Origin of the sequence: Okeania sp. SIO2C9 (assembly GCF_010672455.1) — a bacterium.
Classification (GTDB): Bacteria; Cyanobacteriota; Cyanobacteriia; order Cyanobacteriales; family Microcoleaceae; genus Okeania.
This window is the reverse complement of record NZ_JAAHGO010000032.1, coordinates 1-20,353: the sequence shown is the minus strand read 5'-3', so window position 1 is coordinate 20,353 and position 20,353 is coordinate 1. Positions and strand designations below refer to the sequence as shown.

The 20,353-nt window shown below is 39.0% G+C and carries 8 protein-coding genes and 1 pseudogene; 6 read left to right on the top strand and 3 right to left on the bottom strand.

Annotated elements, in window-relative coordinates; translation table 11 throughout:
• On the bottom strand, positions 1–2,915 hold a 2,915-nt coding region (locus F6K23_RS22670), incomplete at its 3' end, for a heparin lyase I family protein (protein WP_293160046.1).
• A gap of 144 nt (positions 2,916–3,059) precedes the next feature.
• On the opposite strand from F6K23_RS22670, the pseudogene F6K23_RS42020 reads away from it, so the two are divergent.
• A pseudogene (locus F6K23_RS42020) lies at positions 3,060–3,134 on the top strand (hypothetical protein); the annotation flags it as partial.
• A gap of 437 nt (positions 3,135–3,571) precedes the next feature.
• Here the strand turns inward: F6K23_RS42020 and F6K23_RS22665 are convergent.
• Positions 3,572–3,889 carry a hypothetical protein gene (locus tag F6K23_RS22665; RefSeq protein WP_293160045.1) on the bottom strand — a complete coding sequence of 106 codons (318 nt, stop codon included), beginning with the start codon at positions 3,887–3,889 and terminating at the stop codon, positions 3,572–3,574.
• A gap of 117 nt (positions 3,890–4,006) precedes the next feature.
• Between F6K23_RS22665 and F6K23_RS22660 the strand changes: the two genes are divergently transcribed.
• On the top strand, positions 4,007–4,825 hold the full coding sequence (locus tag F6K23_RS22660; protein WP_367267780.1) for an Rpn family recombination-promoting nuclease/putative transposase: 819 nt from the start codon (positions 4,007–4,009) through the stop codon (positions 4,823–4,825).
• Positions 4,826–4,939 carry a DUF4351 domain-containing protein gene (locus F6K23_RS42015; RefSeq protein ID WP_367267784.1) on the top strand — a complete coding sequence of 38 codons (114 nt, stop codon included), beginning with the start codon at positions 4,826–4,828 and terminating at the stop codon, positions 4,937–4,939.
• Between the two features lie 1,985 nt (positions 4,940–6,924).
• Here the strand turns inward: F6K23_RS42015 and F6K23_RS22655 are convergent.
• Positions 6,925–7,062 (bottom strand): hypothetical protein, encoded by a 138-nt coding sequence (locus F6K23_RS22655; protein ID WP_293160043.1) that lies wholly within the window; start codon positions 7,060–7,062, stop codon positions 6,925–6,927.
• A gap of 186 nt (positions 7,063–7,248) precedes the next feature.
• Between F6K23_RS22655 and F6K23_RS22650 the strand changes: the two genes are divergently transcribed.
• The 3 genes from F6K23_RS22650 (at position 7,249) to F6K23_RS22640 (ending at position 19,517) form a co-directional block, all read left to right on the top strand.
• Positions 7,249–8,559, top strand: a complete 1,311-nt coding sequence (locus tag F6K23_RS22650) for a serine/threonine-protein kinase (protein WP_293160041.1) — start codon at positions 7,249–7,251, stop codon at positions 8,557–8,559.
• 1,064 nt (positions 8,560–9,623) lie between these two features.
• Positions 9,624–11,687: a CHASE domain-containing protein gene (locus F6K23_RS22645; protein ID WP_293160039.1), complete on the top strand. Its 2,064-nt coding sequence runs from the start codon at positions 9,624–9,626 to the stop codon at positions 11,685–11,687.
• A gap of 738 nt (positions 11,688–12,425) precedes the next feature.
• Positions 12,426–19,517, top strand: a complete 7,092-nt coding sequence (locus tag F6K23_RS22640; protein ID WP_293160037.1) for a PAS domain S-box protein — start codon at positions 12,426–12,428, stop codon at positions 19,515–19,517.
• The last annotated feature ends 836 nt before the right edge of the window (positions 19,518–20,353 follow it).

The following is a 20,353-nucleotide window of genomic DNA, read 5'->3' as shown; positions in this document are numbered from 1 at the left end:
TGATCGCGCCAGAGGATATCTGGGGTGCCATCACTGTTGAAGTCTACCACTTCTTCCATTTGGAAGTTGCTATTGAACCACCCTGGGTTCTGAATGCTGCTGCGAGTACCATCAGAGTTCATAAACCAGATGCGGTTATTTCCCGTTTTCTGATCGCGCCAGAGGATATCTGGAGTGCCATCACTGTTGAAGTCTACCACTTCTTCCATTTGGAAGTTGCTATTGAACCACCCTGGGTTCTGAATGCTGCTGCGAGTACCATCAGAGTTCATAAACCAGATGCGGTTATTTCCCGTTTTATGATCGCGCCAGAGGATATCTGGGGTGCCATCACTGTTGAAGTCTACCACTTCTTCCATTTGGAAGTTGCTATTGAACCACCCTGGGTTCTGAATGCTGCTGCGAGTACCATCAGAGTTCATAAACCAGATGCGGTTATTTCCCGTTTTCTGATCGCGCCAGATGATTTCTGCTACTCCATCCCCATTAAAATCAAAACGATTATCAGGGGTATCATTATCATCAGGGTTCTCATTGCCAAAGTTACCAATCAAAAAGTTACCAAGATCGAGCTCGGTGTAGTCAGTTACTCCATCGTATCCTTCAAGCTTGTTGTAGTAGGTAAAGTCTGAGTCAGGCGTATTAAATCCATCGCCCGTGGAAAGGTGAGTAAAGACACCTATGCCATCGAAAGTCCAGTTTGTACTGCTGTTCTGAGTGTATAGATTAATTAAATCATCCTTACCATCTGAATTAAAGTCACCTACTTTCCACTCCTGATCGTCCCAGTAGCGCCTCAGAATCTCTGTATAAGATGGCTGAATTTCAAACCCGTCTCCTGTAGAAAAGTGTACGGCAACGGAAGTCATAAGATTTGTACTATCTGGAGTTAGGACTCCACTGATTACAGCAAGGTCATCAAGTTCATCTCCATTGAAATCGCCTACCAAGTATTTTTTCGGATCGACAGTACCAGTTATTTCGTAATAGGTAGTGAACTCACTTGAAGTCGTGGCATCGAACCCATTCCCCTTAGAATGAAAAGTCCAAACCGCTATTTTGTCTTCTGCCACATAATCTTCATAGACATTCAGTAAGTCATCTACTCCATCACCGTCAAAGTCTCCAGATAGCCAGGTTTGCCCTTTCAGCGCTGGTCGCCAGCTCTCTGCTGGTGCTTCTTCCCAGTAAGCTGACAAGTCGCTCTTAAAAGATGGTTCGATATAAAACCCACCTCCATTAGACAAATGCACATAAACCCTAGCTTTCTTGTTCACACCAATCACGTTGGCAATATCATCCTTGCCATCCCCGTCATAGTCACCAACTAGGAATTTTTCAACGTCGAAAGATGCCGCTGTGATGCCGTCAGAAGAATCAGAAGTAGAGACAGCTATTCTATCAATAAATGGCTGATTTCCTGCATCTTCCTCTGTAAACCCGTCACCATCAGAAAGATGAGTAAAAACAGTTGCAATTTCCTGGGGCTGATAAATACTGGCGTTGCTATTGTAAATATTCAGCGCATCATCAAGACCGTCACCATTGAAGTCACCCGCCAACCATTTTTGTTCTGACCAATAATAATAATCAAGCAATTTGGTGTTAAAAGAGGGTTGTGCAGCAAAACCATTTACAGTTCCGGAGCTATTTTCCTCAAATAGGTGGCTGGTAAACACAGTTTTTCCATCAGCACCTCCACGGATGCTCATCAGATAGTCGCCAGACCCAGAGACCGGACTAACAGTACCATTGTCATCTGGAGTATCACTGTCATCTGGGATATCATTCTCATCTGGGGTACCACTGTCATCTGGTGTACCATTGTCATCTGGGGTATCATTGTCATCTGGTGTATCATTGTCATCTGGAGGGTAGGTTGCAGCAACTTCAGGACGACTCCAAGGAGCAACAAAATCAAATTCGCTCTCGTATCCCTCAATTTGCTGCCCATTGCTAAGAATACGGAAATTATCAGAATAAAGAACCCGTTGCTCTGTATCAGTGGTATTTCCATTTGCCCAGTCCCATTTATAGACTCCACTCTTGAAATAGACACCTTGCTCATCGTGATAAGTATTAGGTCCTTCTATTGTAGCAGTGGGTTCTTCGTCCCCATCTATCCAAACTTTTATCTCTCCATCATTTGTATCTTCCCAGTCAATATAAAATACTAAGTCTGTCCAATTACCTTTCATATCTTCGAGGCTTTTTAAGGGAATATAATCATCATCATCTCCATCATCACCATCCCTAAAATGACTATGATATACCTCCGGTCGCTGCTTACCTTCTTCATCTATTTTATTGTTTAATTCACCAATAGTTTCAAAGATTTTATTTTCATAAATCAGGGAACTAGCTAACTTGAGAATAAGCTGCTCTCCCTGAATTTGAAGTGTCAGTGGCGGACCAGCTATGGTTTCTCCTTCCTTGAAAGCATGATGCCACTGAGCAATTACTTCGGATGAGCTATTATCGACCTCCCATTTTTCCTCCTCATCTTCATCTCCAGGAATGTAAATACTAAACCCATACCAAGTATCAGAGTTATTAGGTTCTAGATTTTCCATACTCAGGGATAACTCAACTCGGCTGCTACCGCTAGAAGCATTTTTATCACTGTCTCTCAGTTCAAAGCGACCGAAAGAACCTGTCCGTCCTCCAACTTCCTCATTTACCACCTTAAATGAGTGTTCGTAGAGTGGTACAACACTGTTTGGCTCGCGAGCAACTTCTATTTCCCAGTAACGATTATGTAACTCAAACTTTTTAGCGCCTTCTCCCGTATTCCATCCTTTTCCAGTAAATTCATACTCATCCCACAGCAAAGGAATACCTCTATAATTTTCAGCGGGTAAACCTGAAGTTGAGTCTGCAGTCTCAAAATCTAGATCGAAGAAATAATCAGCCATTATTTAACTATCCTTACGTTGATTGATTTGAAGTCAAACTTGATTTTGTTTTACCTCTATTAATAGTAGAGTATTTTTTTTGCGTTGCATAAATGCGGAATAATTTTAATAGTTTTGTAGCATAGGCATCTTGCCTATTCCTTAGCCATAAGCCCAGACAGGCAGAATATTGTTAGTGGTAGTGCAGACAATACTATCAGAGTCTGGTCATCACGTTAGCATGACATAGATTTTTTACAGGAATGAACAGCTTATTCTACCCAATAATTAAATAATCCAGGTTAAAAGCCTCCTCTTTCAAAGGGAAAGAAAGTGCTAGGATATTTCCTTATATTCAATCAAGCACCGTTTTAACCAGAAGTAATTAATTATCCATTATCCATTAATGAACCAACCTACTTTTATCGAGTTCAACACTTCCCAAAAAGCGGTCTTTACTTCAACCAAACCATCAATAGCAACTGATAACTAATAACTAATAACTGAAATAGTCAAGGAGAGACTTTAAACCTTTCGGCGTTAATTATCAATTATCCACTATCAATTATCCATTAAATAATCTGCCCATTCGCGCACCCGACTATGGGCTACTGAAACCCCCTGACAACGATAATCCTCAAGGGCTAATTTACTTTGCTCAACCATTTCCTCTTCCGTCAAAGATATAAAATTAACGTTGAATCTATCTCTCCGTAATCTAGTAATTCTTCTGTTTTTTGATGAGATTCATTTATCAGTAATTTCTCAAAATATTCTAAATTACCAGATGAATTTACCAGCAATTTTTGGAGCATATTTTTTACTTGCTCTCCCGGTAGTGGCTCCAGGCGTTCTAATATTTTCTGTCTGAGATTATTTGTTGTCATAACTTTATAAATAATGAATAATTGATAATGAAAGAATAGAGTCCAGTAGGGTGTGTTAGCGATAGCGTAACGCACCAACAACATCAAAAAAGGTGCGTTACGCTCCACTTTGTTCCGCTAACGCACCCTACTGGCACGTTAAGCTAAAAGCTGTCATAAATATTCAGATTAAATTATAATTTATAGTCTACCATAAATCATAAAAATTATAGGAAATATATAACCATGACATTTATCAGCCCTAAAACCGACTTTGCCTTTAAAAAAATCTTTGGTTCTGTTCACAGTCAAAAAATCCTCATTAGCTTTCTCAATGCCATAGTTTATAACAATCAAAATGTTATTCAATCTCTCAAAATAATTAACCCCTATAACCCTGGAATTACTAACAATATCAAAGATACTTATTTTGATGTCAAAGCACTTTTAGATAATAATTCCACCGTCGTTATTAAAATGCAAGCATTGAAGATAGATGATTTTGAAAAACCACAAATTTATAACTTAGCTAAAGCTTATGGAAATCAATTAGATAAAACGCAGGGTTATATGATGTTGCAACCTTTTATAGCTTTAACAATCGCCGATTTTGTTTTGTTTGAAGGTATTGATAAAATGATTACTAAATTCAGACTTCAAGAAGAGAAAAAATCGATTTATTACGAAGATGAATTAACATTAATGTTTGTAGAATTACCCAAATTTAACAAGAAATTATTAGAATTAGAAAGCCTCAGCGATAAATGGATATACTTTATTAAATCCGCTCCAAATTTAGAAGTAATACCAGAATCATTGGAAGAAGTATCAGAAATAGAAGCAGCATTAAAGATAGCAAATCGAGCCAACTTAAACAATAAAGAATTAGAGGAAGTAGAGCAACAAGAAAAGTTGATGAGAGATAAACAAGGACAAATTAGTTTCGCGAGAAACGAAGGACGAGAAGAAGGAATTGGTATTGGAAGGGAAGAAGGAATTGGTATTGGAGTAGTGAAACAAATCTTACGTCAAATTCGCCGAAAATTTGGAGAAACATCTCCATAAATTGAGACTCAGATAGAGAAATTATCTTTGGAAAAATTAGATCTTTTAGGTGAAGAAATTTTTGATTTAGCAACAATAACAGACCTGGAAAACTGGCTAGATAATCATGGATAATTGATAATGGATAATTGATAATGAAAGAGTTGTTGAAATCTCTAGCTTTCTATCTCACTCTCTATACTAGCTAGGAGTGAGTAACACTATTTACTGTAAATAGTTTTTGAAAAAAGAAAGTGCTAGGATATTTCCTTATATTCAATTTTCTCACGGTTTTAACCAGAGGTAATTAATTATCCATTATCCATTAGACCTCTCCAGAAAAGAGGGAACAGGGAACAGGGAACAGGGAACCCACCCCTCGCCCCTCCCCCTCCCAGGAGGGGAATAATTGATAATTTCTGGATAAGAATAGATTTGATTTTTGATTTTTGGAGATGTCTATTAATAAACCAATCTACCTTGATCAAGTTCAACACTTCCCAAAAGCGATCGCCCGATCACTCAGTCTCAATTATTAATTTAACTATTGTCCAATAGTTAAGGGAGCAAGCTCACAAGGTAGCGATCGCCTGATTATTCAGTCTCAAGCATTAATTTAACTATTGTCCAATAGTTTTGAGAACAAACTGGCAAGGTAGCGATCGCCTGATTATTCAGTCTCAATTATTAATTTAACTATTGTCCAATAGTTTTGAGAACAAACTGGCAAGGTAGCGATCGCCTGATTATTCAGTCTCAATTATTAATTTAACTATTGTCCAATAGTATTGAGAGAAAACTCACAAAGTAGCGATCGCCTAATTATTCAGTCTCAAGCATTAATTTAACTATTGTCCAATAGTTAAGGGAGCAAACTGAAAAGGTAGCGATCGCCTGATTATTCAGTTTTGATAATTAACAGAACTTACGCAAATTCTTAGACAATACGCTATCGGTATGGGGCGAATGCCATTCGCCCCTACTAGATATGGCGGTTCTGCGTAAGTAATGATTAATTTAACTATTGTCCAATAGTTAAGGGAGGAAACTCACAAAGTAGCGATCACCTGATTATTCAGTCTCAATTATTAATTTAACTATTGTCCAATAGTTAAGGGAGCAAACTGAAAAGGTAGCGATCGCCTAATTATTCAGTCTCAAGCATTAATTTAACTATTGTCCAATAGTTAAGGGAGCAAACTGAAAAGGTAGCGATCGCCTGATTATTCAGTTTTGATAATTAACAGAACTTACGCAAATTCTTAGACAATACGCTATCGGTATGGGGCGAATGCCATTCGCCCCTACTAGATATGGCGGTTCTGCGTAAGTACTGATTAATTTAACTATTGTCCAAACAGAGAAAACTCACAAAGTAGCGATCGCCTAATTACTCAGTCTCAACCATTAATTTAACTATTGTCCAATAGTATTGAGAGAAAACTCACAAAGTAGCGATCGCTTGATTACTAAGTCTCAATTATTAATTTAACTATTGTCCAATAGTTAAGGGAGGAAACTGAAAAGGTAGCGATCGCTTGATTACTAAGTCTCAATTATTAATTTAACTATTGTCCAATAGTTAAGGGAGGAAACTGAAAAGGTAGCGATCGCCTGATTACTAAGTCTCAATTATTAATTTAACTATTGTCCAATAGTTAAGGGAGGAAACTGAAAAGGTAGCGATCGCCTAATTATTCAGTCTCGAGCATTAATTTAACTATTGTCCAATAGTTAAGGGAGGAAACTGAAAAGGTAGCGATCGCCTAATTATTCAGTCTCGAGCATTAATTTAACTATTGTCCAATAGTATTGAGAGAAAACTCACAAAGTAGCGATCGCTTAATTATTCAGTCTCGAGCATTAATTTAACTATTGTCCAATAGTTAAGGGAGGAAACTCACAAAGTAGCGATCGCTTAATTATTCAGTCTCGAGCATTAATTTAACTATTGTCCAATAGTTAAGGGAGGAAACTGAAAAGGTAGCGATCGCCTGATTATTCAGTTTTGATAATTCATATCAAATCTGGTTAAATAACCTCACAATCAATAGCTTAAAATCCTGATTACGAGGTTATATCAAATCCGTTTAATTCGGCACGTAAAAAATGTTCTATCTTCAACCATTACCAAATATTTCTCTCACTCCCAATCTCCCCATCTCCCAATCTCCCAATCTCCCCATCTCCCAATCTCCCAATCTCCCCATCTCCCAATCTCCCAATCTCCCCATCTCCCAATCTCCCAATCTCCCCATCTAATTACACCGATGCTACCGGATTTGATATTATTGGTTCTATGTGCAATTAGGCGGATTTGATATCATTCAACTATTGTCCAATAGTTTCAGTTTTGCCTCACTTGCCAACCTACGGTATTATGATTCAATAATATTCAGATTACTTTTAACTTTTAACTTTTGACTTTTGAATTTTGACTTATTATGTTAACTCCAGGAAAAATTTTAAAAGAACGTTACCAATTACAAAAACAATTAGGTCATGTTGTAGCAGGTCGTAAAACTTGGCTAGCATTTGACTCCCAGTCACAAGAACAAGTAACCATCAAAATGTTAGCTTATAGTCCAGAAATGTTAGGGCGAGAATTAAACTTATTTGAGGCAGAAGCCCAAATTTTACAAGCCCTAAATCATCCTCGCATCCCTAATTATCGCGACTATTTTTTATTAGATAAAGAAACTGATGGAGGTTTATCATGGTTTTCATTAGTACAAGATTATATTTCTGGTTTTTCCCTCCAAGAATTGTTAGATAGAGATAAAAATTTTACAGAAGAAGACGTGAATAAAATTGCCAAAGAAGTATTAGAAATTCTGATTTACCTTCATGAACTAGAGCCTCCCGTTTTGCATCGAGATATTAAACCCAGTAATTTAATTATGGGTGCAGACCAACAAGTTTATCTGGTAGATTTTGGCGGTGTCCAATCTCAAGGTAATTCTAATGGAGCAACTTTTACTGTTGTAGGAACTATCGGTTATGCACCCCTAGAACAATTTTGGGGTAGAGCAGTTCCAGCTTCAGACTTATATGCTTTAGGAACAACTTTAATTCATTTACTAACTGGAATTATCCCCGCAGATTTACCACAAAAAAATTATCAGATTCAATTTACTGACAAAGTTGATATTAGCCATAGTTTAGCAAAATGGATTAATAGAATAACAGAAATGGATTTAGAAAGACGTTTTAAAAGTGCCCGTGAGGCATTATTAAAACTCGAATTAGAAGCTAAATCTCAATCAAGACCGCAACCAAGACTTATCTCCTCCAAAAATTATGCAATTTTTAGCAGTATTATTAGTATTAATAAATCTTCAGACATGATAGAAATATATACTCATGCTCCTAGTTTAAGAGAACTAAAAAAATCGGGACTTGTTGGTGGAGCACTTTGTATATTTTTGGGTTTACTACTAACTAATCCAATTTATGGAATATTATTTTTTATCATTATTTTTGTAGGAATATATATACTCTTTGGAGAAAAAAAATATATTTATATTGACCGTAATAGTTTCCAGGTAGAACGACATTTATTTAATTTTGTTTACGGGAAATGTCAGGGAAATACTAGAGATATTTTACAGGTATTATCATCTAAGTTTGAATCTGGTTATCAAGTTACAATTCAATCTCAAATAGATAAATATCAACTCGATCGAGCTATGAACCCAAAAGATAGCACGCGATTAGCTCAGGAAATTAATGAATGGTTGAATCAAAAACTATAGCACTACGCGCTAGGGAATAGGGAATAGTAAACTGTAAAAGAGTTTTATATCATGTCCGGTTGAACAGTGATAAATAAATAAATAACTACGGAGGAGTCAGGAAGTAGGGGCGTTAACGATAGTTATGCGAAGCAAACGGCCGTTTGCTGGCGCAAAGCTCCGCTAACGCCCGTACAGGAGTCAGGAGGGAAGAAAGAAGAAGGAAGAGTGAAGAACTGGAGTTGAAGGAGAAAGTTTTTTGATAACGCTCTTATCCGGACATGATATTAGGATTGAAAAATGTCCGCGCCCAATTCTTGTAGTGCTATAGAATAAATGTAATTGGTTACCGAAAAATTGTGGGTATGCGCCTCCCCTTGGATAGGGGATAATAAGCGGTCGTTTGCGCAGCATTCCGTAGGATGGGATGGCGAGGAGACCTCGCCATATCCAATCGACTCCTGTGAAGAAAAATTTTCATGAATTTGTCAATCCTCTTCTTTCAAGGAGAGGTAATTATTCATTATTCATTATTCATTATTCATTATTCATTATTCATTATTAATTGTTGAAGTTGCAGTTATTATCTGATAATAATAAGATACAGTATTTTTAGCTATTACCTACTTCTTACAGCGGTTTTCATTTGGGTAGACCACAGTAGGGGCGATTCGCGTTTGCGGAGCATTCCGTAGGAAATCGCCCCTACAAAGTTTTGCTTGTGAAGATGTGGTTCATCAATTTGAAAAGCGCTGTAAAATCGCAAAACTAACGCAAACGACGAACTTTCTCCTCCTAACTACTAAAATATTTGTAACAAACATTGAGCCTGGTATTACGCTATTGGTCTGTCAAGATAGTTTGAAAGAGTAGCATTATCAAAAAATCAATAGTTACAAGAATCACAGTTACAACAATCCATCCATAAAATCACAGTTACAACAATCTATACATCGTTTCAAAGTTTACAGACTACTATAGTGCAGATTTGAATTTTTTTTTAAAAGTTTATTGACGATTACTAGAATTATAATATTGCGATATAATCTTATTGAAAATTATTATTAATAGTTATTATAAAACTTATGTATTTATTCAAACGATATACAGCCACTGGAATAGCAGGATTTGTTGGAATCAGCCTTTCGATCGTCGCTACCTTCATGGTTCACCGCTGGGAAGTTGCTCAAGATAGACAGCGGTTTGAACAACAATCTATAGTATTAGTCGGTGAGTTGCAAAGGCAATTAGATAGCTATATCCAACTAACCAGATCGGTTGGAGCATTATTTAATACCGCTAAAATAATCACTAGCCAAGAATTTCAAGAATTTTCTAGTTCTCTATTACCATATTACAACGGCTTGTTGGGATTAGGTTGGACTGAAAAAGTAGATGCTCAGGAACGCCAAATTTATGAGCAAAAGTTACAAACCCAAGGAATAATTAATTTTCGGATTCGCGAGTATGATTCAACAGGAAAACAAGTTGTGGCAGAGGATAGACCTGTTTACTTCCCCACAACCTACTTTGAACCCTTGGATCGATGGCAAGATTATATTAGTTGGGACGCAGTATCCGATCCGAAACGTTTGCGGACTATAAAAAAAGCAGAACATCTTGGTGTGAGTGTGAGTACGCCTTTAGTGCAGTTGGAAAATGGCAAACCAGGTTTTGTGCTTTACTCTCCAGTATTCACTTCTAATAATCTAAATGCACAAAATTCCCTTGAAAGTAAACAACTTAATTCCAAAACTAAATTTCAAGGAGTAGTGTTTGGTCTTTTTGAACTTCAGACTTTTATAGAAAAAGCAGTAGCTCATCTCGATCTCAATGGACTTGATTTCTATCTATATGGTTTGCCAGAAGATCAGTTAGACTCAGCTTTAAACAAAACAGCAATCACAGCCACTGAATTTTTCCTAATTGCTTACAAAGCTGATACCGAAACTCTCACAAAATCTGCTCAAGTTGCACAATTGGACTTTCTTGAGCGCCCCATGATTCAATCGTCAAACCCCTGTCATTATACTAATGAATGGCAATTGTGCATCCGTTCTCTTCATCTGGTACAACAAGAACTTTCCCTGCTAGTCTTACCTTCTTCCAAACGTTATATTTATAGTTGGCGACCTGCAACAGTTCTAGCATTTGGGTTATTAACGACCGGATCTTTAATGATGTATTTATTAATCTCCAAGCAGACAATGTTGAAAGTTGAGAATAAAAATCGTGAGTTAAAGCAATTATTACAACAGCTAAAACAGACCCAATTACAATTGGTACAAACTGAAAAAATGTCTAGTTTAGGGCGGCTGGTGGCGGGTGTTGCCCATGAAATTAATAATCCTGTCAATTTTATTACAGGAAATGTTGAACATGCCAGCAAATATTGCCAAGATTTGTTGTATTTACTTGACCTCTATCAAGGCCAATATCCTGTACCTACTCCAGATATTGAAGCAGTCATTGAAGAAATTGAGCTAGATTTTATTGCCCAAGATTTACCCAATTTATTGAATTCTATGAAAGTTGGGGGTGAACGTATACACGAAATTGTCTTATCTCTGCGTAATTTTTCCCGGTTAGATCAATCAGTAGTTAAGAATGTAGATATTCACACGGGTATTGAAAGTACATTGATGCTCCTAGATAATCGGCTCAAAGCTAAGTTCGATCACCCTGAAATTCACCTCAAGAAAGACTACGGTAATATACCTTTGATTACATGTCATGCGGGTCAATTGAATCAAGTATTTATGAATATCTTGAGCAATGCAATTGATGCCTTAGAAGATTCCATTGCAGCAGACAAGTTAAAAGGGCGATCGCCCATGATTTTCATTAAAACAGCTCAAGTTGATGCGGAATGGATTACGATCAAAATTGCCGATAACGGTCCTGGCATTGCACCAGATATTCAAACTCACTTATTCGACCCATTTTTTACAACTAAACCAGTTGGTCAAGGAACAGGATTAGGACTTTCAATTAGTTATCAAATTGTGAGAGAAAAACATGGAGGTGACTTAATATGTTCATCTGAACAGGGAAAGAGTACAGAGTTTATAATTAAGTTACCGATCGCAATCAAAAGTCCAAAGTTTTTTGATAGGAAGCTAGCTGCTAGTTCTTCAAATATCATTTGATCTCATGTCCGGTAGCATAGGTATTGTAAGTGCGAAGGTCATTTCAGTTATCAGTTATCAGTTATCAGTTATCAGTTATCAGTACCTCTGCAATAAGGAGGCTTGAAATCTGAAATATTCTCTTTTTTTATCCCCTTAAAAGGGGAGGCGCATACCCAGAATTTTTCGGTAAGGAAGAAGCGCTGCGACCCCGCGTCGGCGACAGACGCAAGTATTTCCTTATATTCAATTCCGTAACGGTTAAAACCCGAGGTAATTATCAATTATCCATTAATGAATGATGTAATGGTGCGCTTTTCGTACAGCTATTTCTTTCCGCTTTTTTGATTGCTTGACTAACAATATTGACGTATTTGCCTCTCACCAAGAGAGTTTTAGCTATATTTGGACTTAAAAGTTGTGTAAGTCCCACTCAGATTGAATGTAAAGTTTTGACAAGGCACAGTGAGAGCACCTTTGAATCAGTTAGCAGTGAACAGTTACCCTCCTGAGTCGGAACTGCAGAATTCAGCTGTATGATGGGCAATACCGAATGTTGCTACTCCTCCACCTCTACAAACCAGCCACAAATGGGCACCACACACTTTTTAACTAGAAGCGTGGAGGTCAATTACAAACCTCTTAAAAAGATTAACTGTTAACTGATGATTGATGTTAAGAGCAAACATTTTGAGTTCTTTTTGACAAAAAATGAATTATGAGGTATATTGATATAAATTTTATATATCTGCATTTGTGATGCAGATCGATATTGATTTAGTTACATATAATTTAAATTCCCAAAAGTTTCTAGAAGTGACTGCTAACCTTAATGCTATTACCCCACTGGAACTAAAGTCTGCCATTATTAGAGAACCATTGATTGTATCACCTGATACACTGGTCATAGATGTCATTGTTAAAATGAGTGGTGTGCGATTGTGCTTGAACACGACAAGAACACTGAAGAGTAAACTAGATAAACTCTATTTAGAAGCACTGTCAAGCTGTGTGATAGTGGTGGAAGATGGCCAGGTAATAGGTACGATCTCGGAGAGAGATATAGTACGCCTAAGTGTCCAGCAGCAATCCTTCGATTGTTTAGAGGCACGACAAGTGATGCTACCTCCTGTCGTCACTATGGGCGAGTCTGAATTCACCGATTTGTTTTTTGCTATCAACTTGCTCCAGCAATATAATATTCGTCATTTACCTATCTTGGACGAGCAGAAACACCTGTTGGGAATTGTCACCAAGGAAACACTAAAAGAAATGTGCCAACCAATGGATTTGTTGCGGTTGCGTCAGGTAGCCGATGTGATGAACCGTGATGTGATTTGCGCTACTCCAGATAACTCAATGCTGGAGATTGCTCAACAGATGGTAGATCGCTGCGTTAGTTACATCGTGATTGTAGAAGCAAGAGAAAGTCTTCAGATACCCTGGAAAATTCCTGTGGGGATAATAACTTATCGGGATCTGGTACAGTTTCAGGCATTAGGCTTGAACCTAGAATCCTGCACTGCTGAAACAGTAATGAGTAAGCCAGTTTTTGCAGTCAAACAAGAAGATACTCTCTCTAAAGTGCAGCAGATAATGGATCGGCATTTAATCCATCAGCTAGTAGTGGTGGGAGAGCAAGGGGAGCTATTGGGTATTGTATCCCAGAGCAATCTGCTCGCAACAATTAACCCGCAAGAACTATACAATTTAGCCAAGGTTCTGGAAAAAAAGGTAACACGCTTAGAGGCAGAGAAAGTGGCTTTGCTAGAAAATCGCATCCTTGAACTAGAGCAACAACTGGAAACAAGATATGCAGCTCTCCAAGCTAAAGCTCAACGGGAAAAGTTAGTTTTAGAACTAGCGATGCAAATCAGATCGTCTCTGAGCTTACAAAAGATGTTAGATACAACTGTGGAGCAAGTGCGACTGCTGCTAGATTGCGACCGCGTTAATATTTGGCAGTTTGAAGATGACTGGCAAAGCATTGTTGTGGCAGAATCTACTGAATCGTCACTATCCCTTGTAGGCGAACGGATAGATAACAACTGGTTCAAGCAACAGCCAAGTCATATCTATTCCATGGACTGGGTGAGCATAGTGTCAGATATTTATACCACACCAATGTCAGACTCTGAGAGAGAAATGCTCATCCGCTTACAGACACGAGCTAAAATCTGGGTGCCACTGCTGTGTGGTAATGAGTTGTGGGGCTGGCTTAATGTCACCGAAAGTCATTATCCTCGTGAATGGCAACCGGAAGATGTAGAACTACTGCAAGCATTATCAATACAACTAGCAGTTGCTATTCAGCAAGCAGTTACATACGAGCAATTGCAGGTAAAACTTCAAGAACAAAAGCAATCACAAGCCAGTCTGCGAGAGAGCGAGCAACGTTACTCTAGTCTAGTCAAAGTTTCTCCAGTGGGAATTTTTCACACTGACATTATGGGCAACTGCATCTATGTTAATGAGCACTGGTGTGAAATTGCTGGACTTTCTAGAGAAGCAGCCATGGGAAAGGGATGGCAACAAGGTCTACACCCTGAAGACCGCAACCGAGTAGTAGCAGAATGGGAGCAATGCGTCCAAGAAAACCGTCAAGTTAAGATTGAATATTCTTTGCAACGTCCTGATGGTGAAACAGTTTATGTTTATGCGCAGTCAGTTGTGCAACGGAATACTCAAGGGCAAATAATTGGCTATGTGGGCACAATTACTGATATTAGCGATCGCAAAAAAATTGAACTAGCTCTGCAAAAAAGTGAAGCACGATACCGCAAGTTAATAGAGACAGCAAATGAAGGAATATGGATCATAGATGCTGAGAATAAAACCAGCTTTGTTAATCTCAAAATGGCTGAAATGTTAGGCTATAATATAGATGAAATGCTCGGAAAATCTCTTTTTGATTTCATGGATAGCTCGGGCATTGCTATTGCTACCCAAAATTTAGAGTCTCGCCGTCAAGGAATTGCCGAACAACACGACTTTAAATTTCAGCACAAAAATGGAAGTGATGTATGGACAATAGTTTCTACGAACCCAATTTTAGATGAATTGGGAAATTATGTTGGAGCACTCGGCATGATTGCAGATATTAGCGCCCGCAAGCAAGCTGAAATTCGTCTGCAAGAGAGCGAACAACGCTACGCATCTCTGGCAATGGCAGCTCCGGTAGGAATTTTTCGCACTGATGCTATGGGAAACTGCACATATATCAACGATCGCTACTCTCAAATCAGTGGACTATCCCCAGAAATGGCTATGAAAGATGGATGGCGAAAAATAATACACTCTGAAGATAGTGACTGGGTTGTTACTGAATGGCATAAATTTGTTTTAGAGAGTAGTCAATTCCAGCTTGAATGTCGCTTTCTGCAACCAGATGGTACGATAAATTGGGTCTATGCACAGGCAGTTCCTGAACGAAATGCTGATGGAACAGTAGTCGGATATGTGGGCACAATCACAGATATTACCGAGGGCAAACAGGCTGAAATGGCTTTAAAGGAAAGCGAGCAGCGATTCCGCAACCTTTTTGAGTTGACTCCTAAAATTGCGGTTCAAGGATACGACCGCAACCGTCAGATAATTTACTGGAATAATGCTAGTCAGGATCTTTATGGATATACAAAAACAGAGGCGATCGGTCAGAAAGTTGAAGATTTGATTATTCCTCCAGAAATGAGAGAGTGGGTGCTCGATGTTATAGATGGTTTTTTTGTCAAAGGAGAGCCAATATCACCAGGTGAATTAAACTTAATACGCAAAGATGCTTCTAGAGTTACAGTCTTCTCTAGCCACATCATAATGACTAATTCTGAAGGTGAGCCAGAAATGTATTGTGTGGACATTGACATGAGCGAGCGCAAAAAAGCGGAAATCGCTCTACAAAACTTGATTGAGGGTACTGCTGCCACCACTGGCAAGGACTTTTTCCCAGCCTTAGCAAGACACATTGCAGAAGCTCTAAATGTCTCCTATGTTATCGTAACTGAAAGGGTTGACGATATGCTTCATGCCTTAGCTTTTTGGGCAAATGGTTCTTTGCAACCAAGCTTTTCCTATCATCCAGCAAAAACTCCATGTGAACGAACATTGCGAGACGGAAAATATTATTGCAAATACTTCGTGCAACAAGAGTTTCCTGAAGATTTAGATTTGGTAGAAATGGCAGCAGAAAGTTATCTCGGCATTGCCTTACGAGATAGTAATGGCAAGGCAATTGGCGATTTGTGTCTCCTCAATCAGCAGCCTATTTCAGACCCAGAGCGAGCCGAACAAATTCTGCGGGTTTTTGCATCTCGTGCTTCCGCAGAGTTGGAACGTCAACGGGCAACAACATTACTAGAAGAACTTAATCAAAAACTAGAAACTAAAGTCAAAGAGCGCACAGCCAAACTACAGGAGCGAGAAACCCGCTATCGTGCCCTAATGGATGGAGCAAGCGATGCTATTTTGTTGGCAGACCAGCAAGGAAATCTACTGGAAGCTAACCATAAATTTGAAAAAATGTTGGGCTACACTTCTACAGAAATCACCTCTATGCACTTTACTCAGCTACATCGACCAGAAGAATTACCACAAATAATCGCAGAATTTGAGTGTGTAGCTAACCAAAAGAGTTCCAAAATTTTGGATATTAATTTTCTCCGCAAAGATGGTAATATAGTTCCTGTTGATGTTTCAGCTTCTGTCATTGATATTAACGGTGAAAAAATCATCCAGAAGATTTTGCGAGATATCAGCAATCGCAAAGCAGCAGAAAAAGCTGTAATGATGACCCAGTCAGCAGTAGACTTTGCTGCGGATGGAGTATTTTTTATGCGTTCAGATGGCAGCTTTTATTCTGTTAATCAAGCAGCTTGTTCCATGCTGGGATATAGTCGAGAAGAACTACTGAATCTATCAGTGTTTGACATTAACCTCAATATATCCCCTGACTGTTGGATTGAACATTGGCAAAATGTTAAGGAAAGAAAGAACTTCACAATAGAATCTCGACATCAAAACAAAGATGGTCGCGTCTATCCTGTAGAAGTTAGTCTTAATTACCTAAAATTTGATAGTGAAGAATACAGCTTTACTTTTGTCAGAGATATCAGCGAGCGTAAGCAGGCAGAGAACGCCCTACGTCAATCTCAAGAATTCTTACAAGCTGTTCTCAATGTATTGCCACTTTACGTCTTTTGGAAAGATAGACAATCAGTATATTTAGGCTGTAATCAAAACTTTGCTGAAGTAGCAGGGTGTGCTAACCCAGAAGCAATTATTGGCAAAACTGATTATGACCTACCCTGGAAGAATACAGAGGCAACTGCTTATCGTGCTGACGACCTGGAAGTCATGGAGTCTGGTGTGGCAAAACTTGGGATTATCGAATCCCAGTTACAAGCTGATGGTAGTCAAAGATGTATCGAAACCCACAAAGTTCCTCTATATAGTCTTGATGGGGAAATTATCGGCGTTTTAGGAGTGTATTTGGATATTACTACTCGCAAACAGGCAGAATCAGTCCTCAAACAACAACTTGCTGCCATTGAAGCGGCAATTGATGGCATAGGTATTCTCCAAGGAAACAGTTACCTCTATGTCAACCAAGCTCATGTGAATTTGTTTGGCTACCAAAGTGCGGCAGAAATTGTGGGCAAACCCTGGAGTGTTTTTTATTCTCCAGAAGAGAAGCAAAGGTTTGAGCAGGAAATTTTTCCACTACTAGAGCGCGGTCGTTCCTGGCAAGGAGAAGCTATTGGTACTCGCAAAGATGGCTCTACCTTTACTGAAGGTCTATCATTAACCCTGACAGAGGATGGGCTATTAATCTGTGTATGTCGCGATATTACAGAACGCAAACGAGCTGAAGAACAACTTTCTAAAAGTGAGGCTGCATTAGTTGAGGCACAACAAGTTGCTCATATTGGGAATTGGGAGTTTGATGTTAAAACTCGAAAATTTACCTGGTCAAAAGAACTTTTTCGGATGTTTGGAGTCGATCCAAATCAACCAGAACCTTCTTATGCAGAATATCTCCAAATGATTCATCCTGATGATCTCGAACTACTGGAACAGCAGGTAGAATCAGCAATAGCCAATGGAACTCCTTATACAATTGACTATCGGATAGTCTATCCCGATGGCTCCACTCGTTACCATGAGGGACGTGCAGAAATTGAACGAAATGCTAAGGGACAAGTAATTCGCCTGTATGGCACAGCCTTAGATATTACCGAGCGCAAGCAAGCAGAAGATCATCTACGGGAGTTGTCTACTCGCCTAAATCTGGCAGTAGAGTCTGCAGGTATCGGCATTTGGGAATTTGATATTATACAAAACATTCTGATCTGGGATAAACGAATGTATGAACTATATGACATAACCCCAAGTAGTTTTACTAATGTCCGTGAAGCATGGCTTAACACTTTACATCCTGACGATCGCGCCATGGTAGAAACTGCTTCTATGCAAGCTTGGCGTGGTGAAAAAGACTATAATACAGAATTTCGAGTTGTTCATCCCGACGGTTCTATCCATTTCATTAAAGCTAGTGCTCTAGTGCAACGTAACCTCCAAGGAGAATCTCAAAGGATGATCGGGATTAACTATGACATCACCGAACAAAAACAAGCAGAAGCAACACTAAAACAAACCAACGAGGAACTTGCCCGCGCCACTCGCCTCAAGGACGAATTCCTGGCCAGTATGAGCCACGAACTCCGTACCCCCCTCAACGCCATCTTAGGTATGAGCGAGGCGCTCCAAGAGGAAGTGTTTGGTACGATCAATGAGCAACAACTCAAAGCATTACAAACTATTGAAGACAGTGGCTCTCATTTGCTAGAGTTAATTAATGATATTCTCGATGTCGCCAAAATTGAATCAGGTCGTATAGAACTTGACTACACCCAAGTTTCAATCTATCATCTTTGTCAATCTAGTATAACCTTTGTTAAACAACTAGCACTGAAAAAACGTATCCAGCTAGAAACTAGACTACCAGAAAATTTGCCCGTTCTATTAGTCGATGAGCGACGTATTCGCCAAGCTTTGATTAATTTACTCAATAATGCCGTCAAATTTACTCCAAATGGGGGACGTATCACTCTCAGTGTTAATCTAAAACAGCGCCCGTTGAACCCAGATGTTTCCGATTTTCCCTGGCAAAACTATATCCAAATTGCCATCATTGATACAGGTATCGGCATCACTCTAGAGAATCTCAAAAAATTATTTCAGCCCTTTATTCAAATTGATAGTGCTCTGAACCGTGAATATAATGGGACAGGTTTAGGGCTGGCCTTGGTGAAGCGTATTGTCGATCTTCATGGTGGGCAAGTTGGAGTTACCAGTGAAGTCGGGGTGGGCAGTTGCTTTACCATGGATCTTCCTTACTCTGCTACAGTAACTTGTTCTGTTGAATCAGAAACTCATCCTGAAGCTACGTTCGAACCTAGCCATTCAGAAGGGAATACGTCTCCGTTAATACTACTAGCAGAAGATAATGAAGCAAATATAACTACAGTTTTGAGCTACTTGAGAGCAAAAAAATATCGCCTTATTGTGGCAAAAAGTGGAGAAGAGGCAATTGCTCTTGCCCAGTCACAAAACCCTGACTTGATTCTCATGGATATTCAGATGCCTGGAATGGATGGGTTAGAAGCTATAAAAAATATTCGCCACGATCCAAACTTGGTAGATATTCCGATCGTTGCTATGACTGCTTTAGCTATGACAGGCGATCGCGAAAATTGCCTAGCTGCCGGAGCCAATAATTACTTAAGCAAACCCGTTAAGATGAAAAAATTAGCAAATACTATTCAAGAACTGTTAACTGCCAAAGAGGATAAATGATGAAAAAATCATCCATAGTTCATCAAAGCCACCCACCACATAAGATAAGATAAGATAAGTTGTGAAAATCATTAGACATCTCCACCAAAAGAGGCAGTAGGCAGTAAGGAACCGACCCCTCGCCCCTCCCCCTCCCAGGAGGGGAAAGAATTGATAATTTCTGTGTGATAATTGATTTGATTTTTTATGACCACGCCTATTTCTATTACTTGTCTACTACTACCAAATTAATAAAACTAATCTTAATTGTTATATCATGTCCGAAGGCAATCGTTTGTGTAAAAGTTAGCGTGGATATCTACAGGAAATTTAAGTTTTTTTCTTGCCTGTTGCCTTCCGGAGCAGATGAGCTGTTGCCTATTTACTATAGAACCCCCGATCGTATCTTTGCACGCGGTATGTGCTTTTGGCTTCCGTCCTCAGTTCTCAAAAGTCTTGGAAATTCAAGAACTAGAATAGGAGAAAAAGGGGATGCGACCCCGCGATGTCGCACGGCGCACCTGGTAGCTTCCCTTGCAGGTAGAAAAATGCTCCCAGTTGCCCATCCCCCTATCCCCCTATCTCCCCATCTCCCCATCTCCACCATCTCCTCCTCTATTTTTAAATAGATCCGTTTAGGGGTTCTATACAAGACCGATGCTACCGGACATGATATTAATCATAATATCTATTATCTTGATGAAAAGTATAAGTTATTCTAAATTCAAAGATTCATCTCAACGTTGGTTGGAGACCCGCGCTCTCCCGTAGGGGAGCGTCGTCCGCGAAAACCAATCAATGTTGCGCTTTCACACATAATCTGTTAAACTGTAAAAGCAAATTAAGTAAACAGTAGA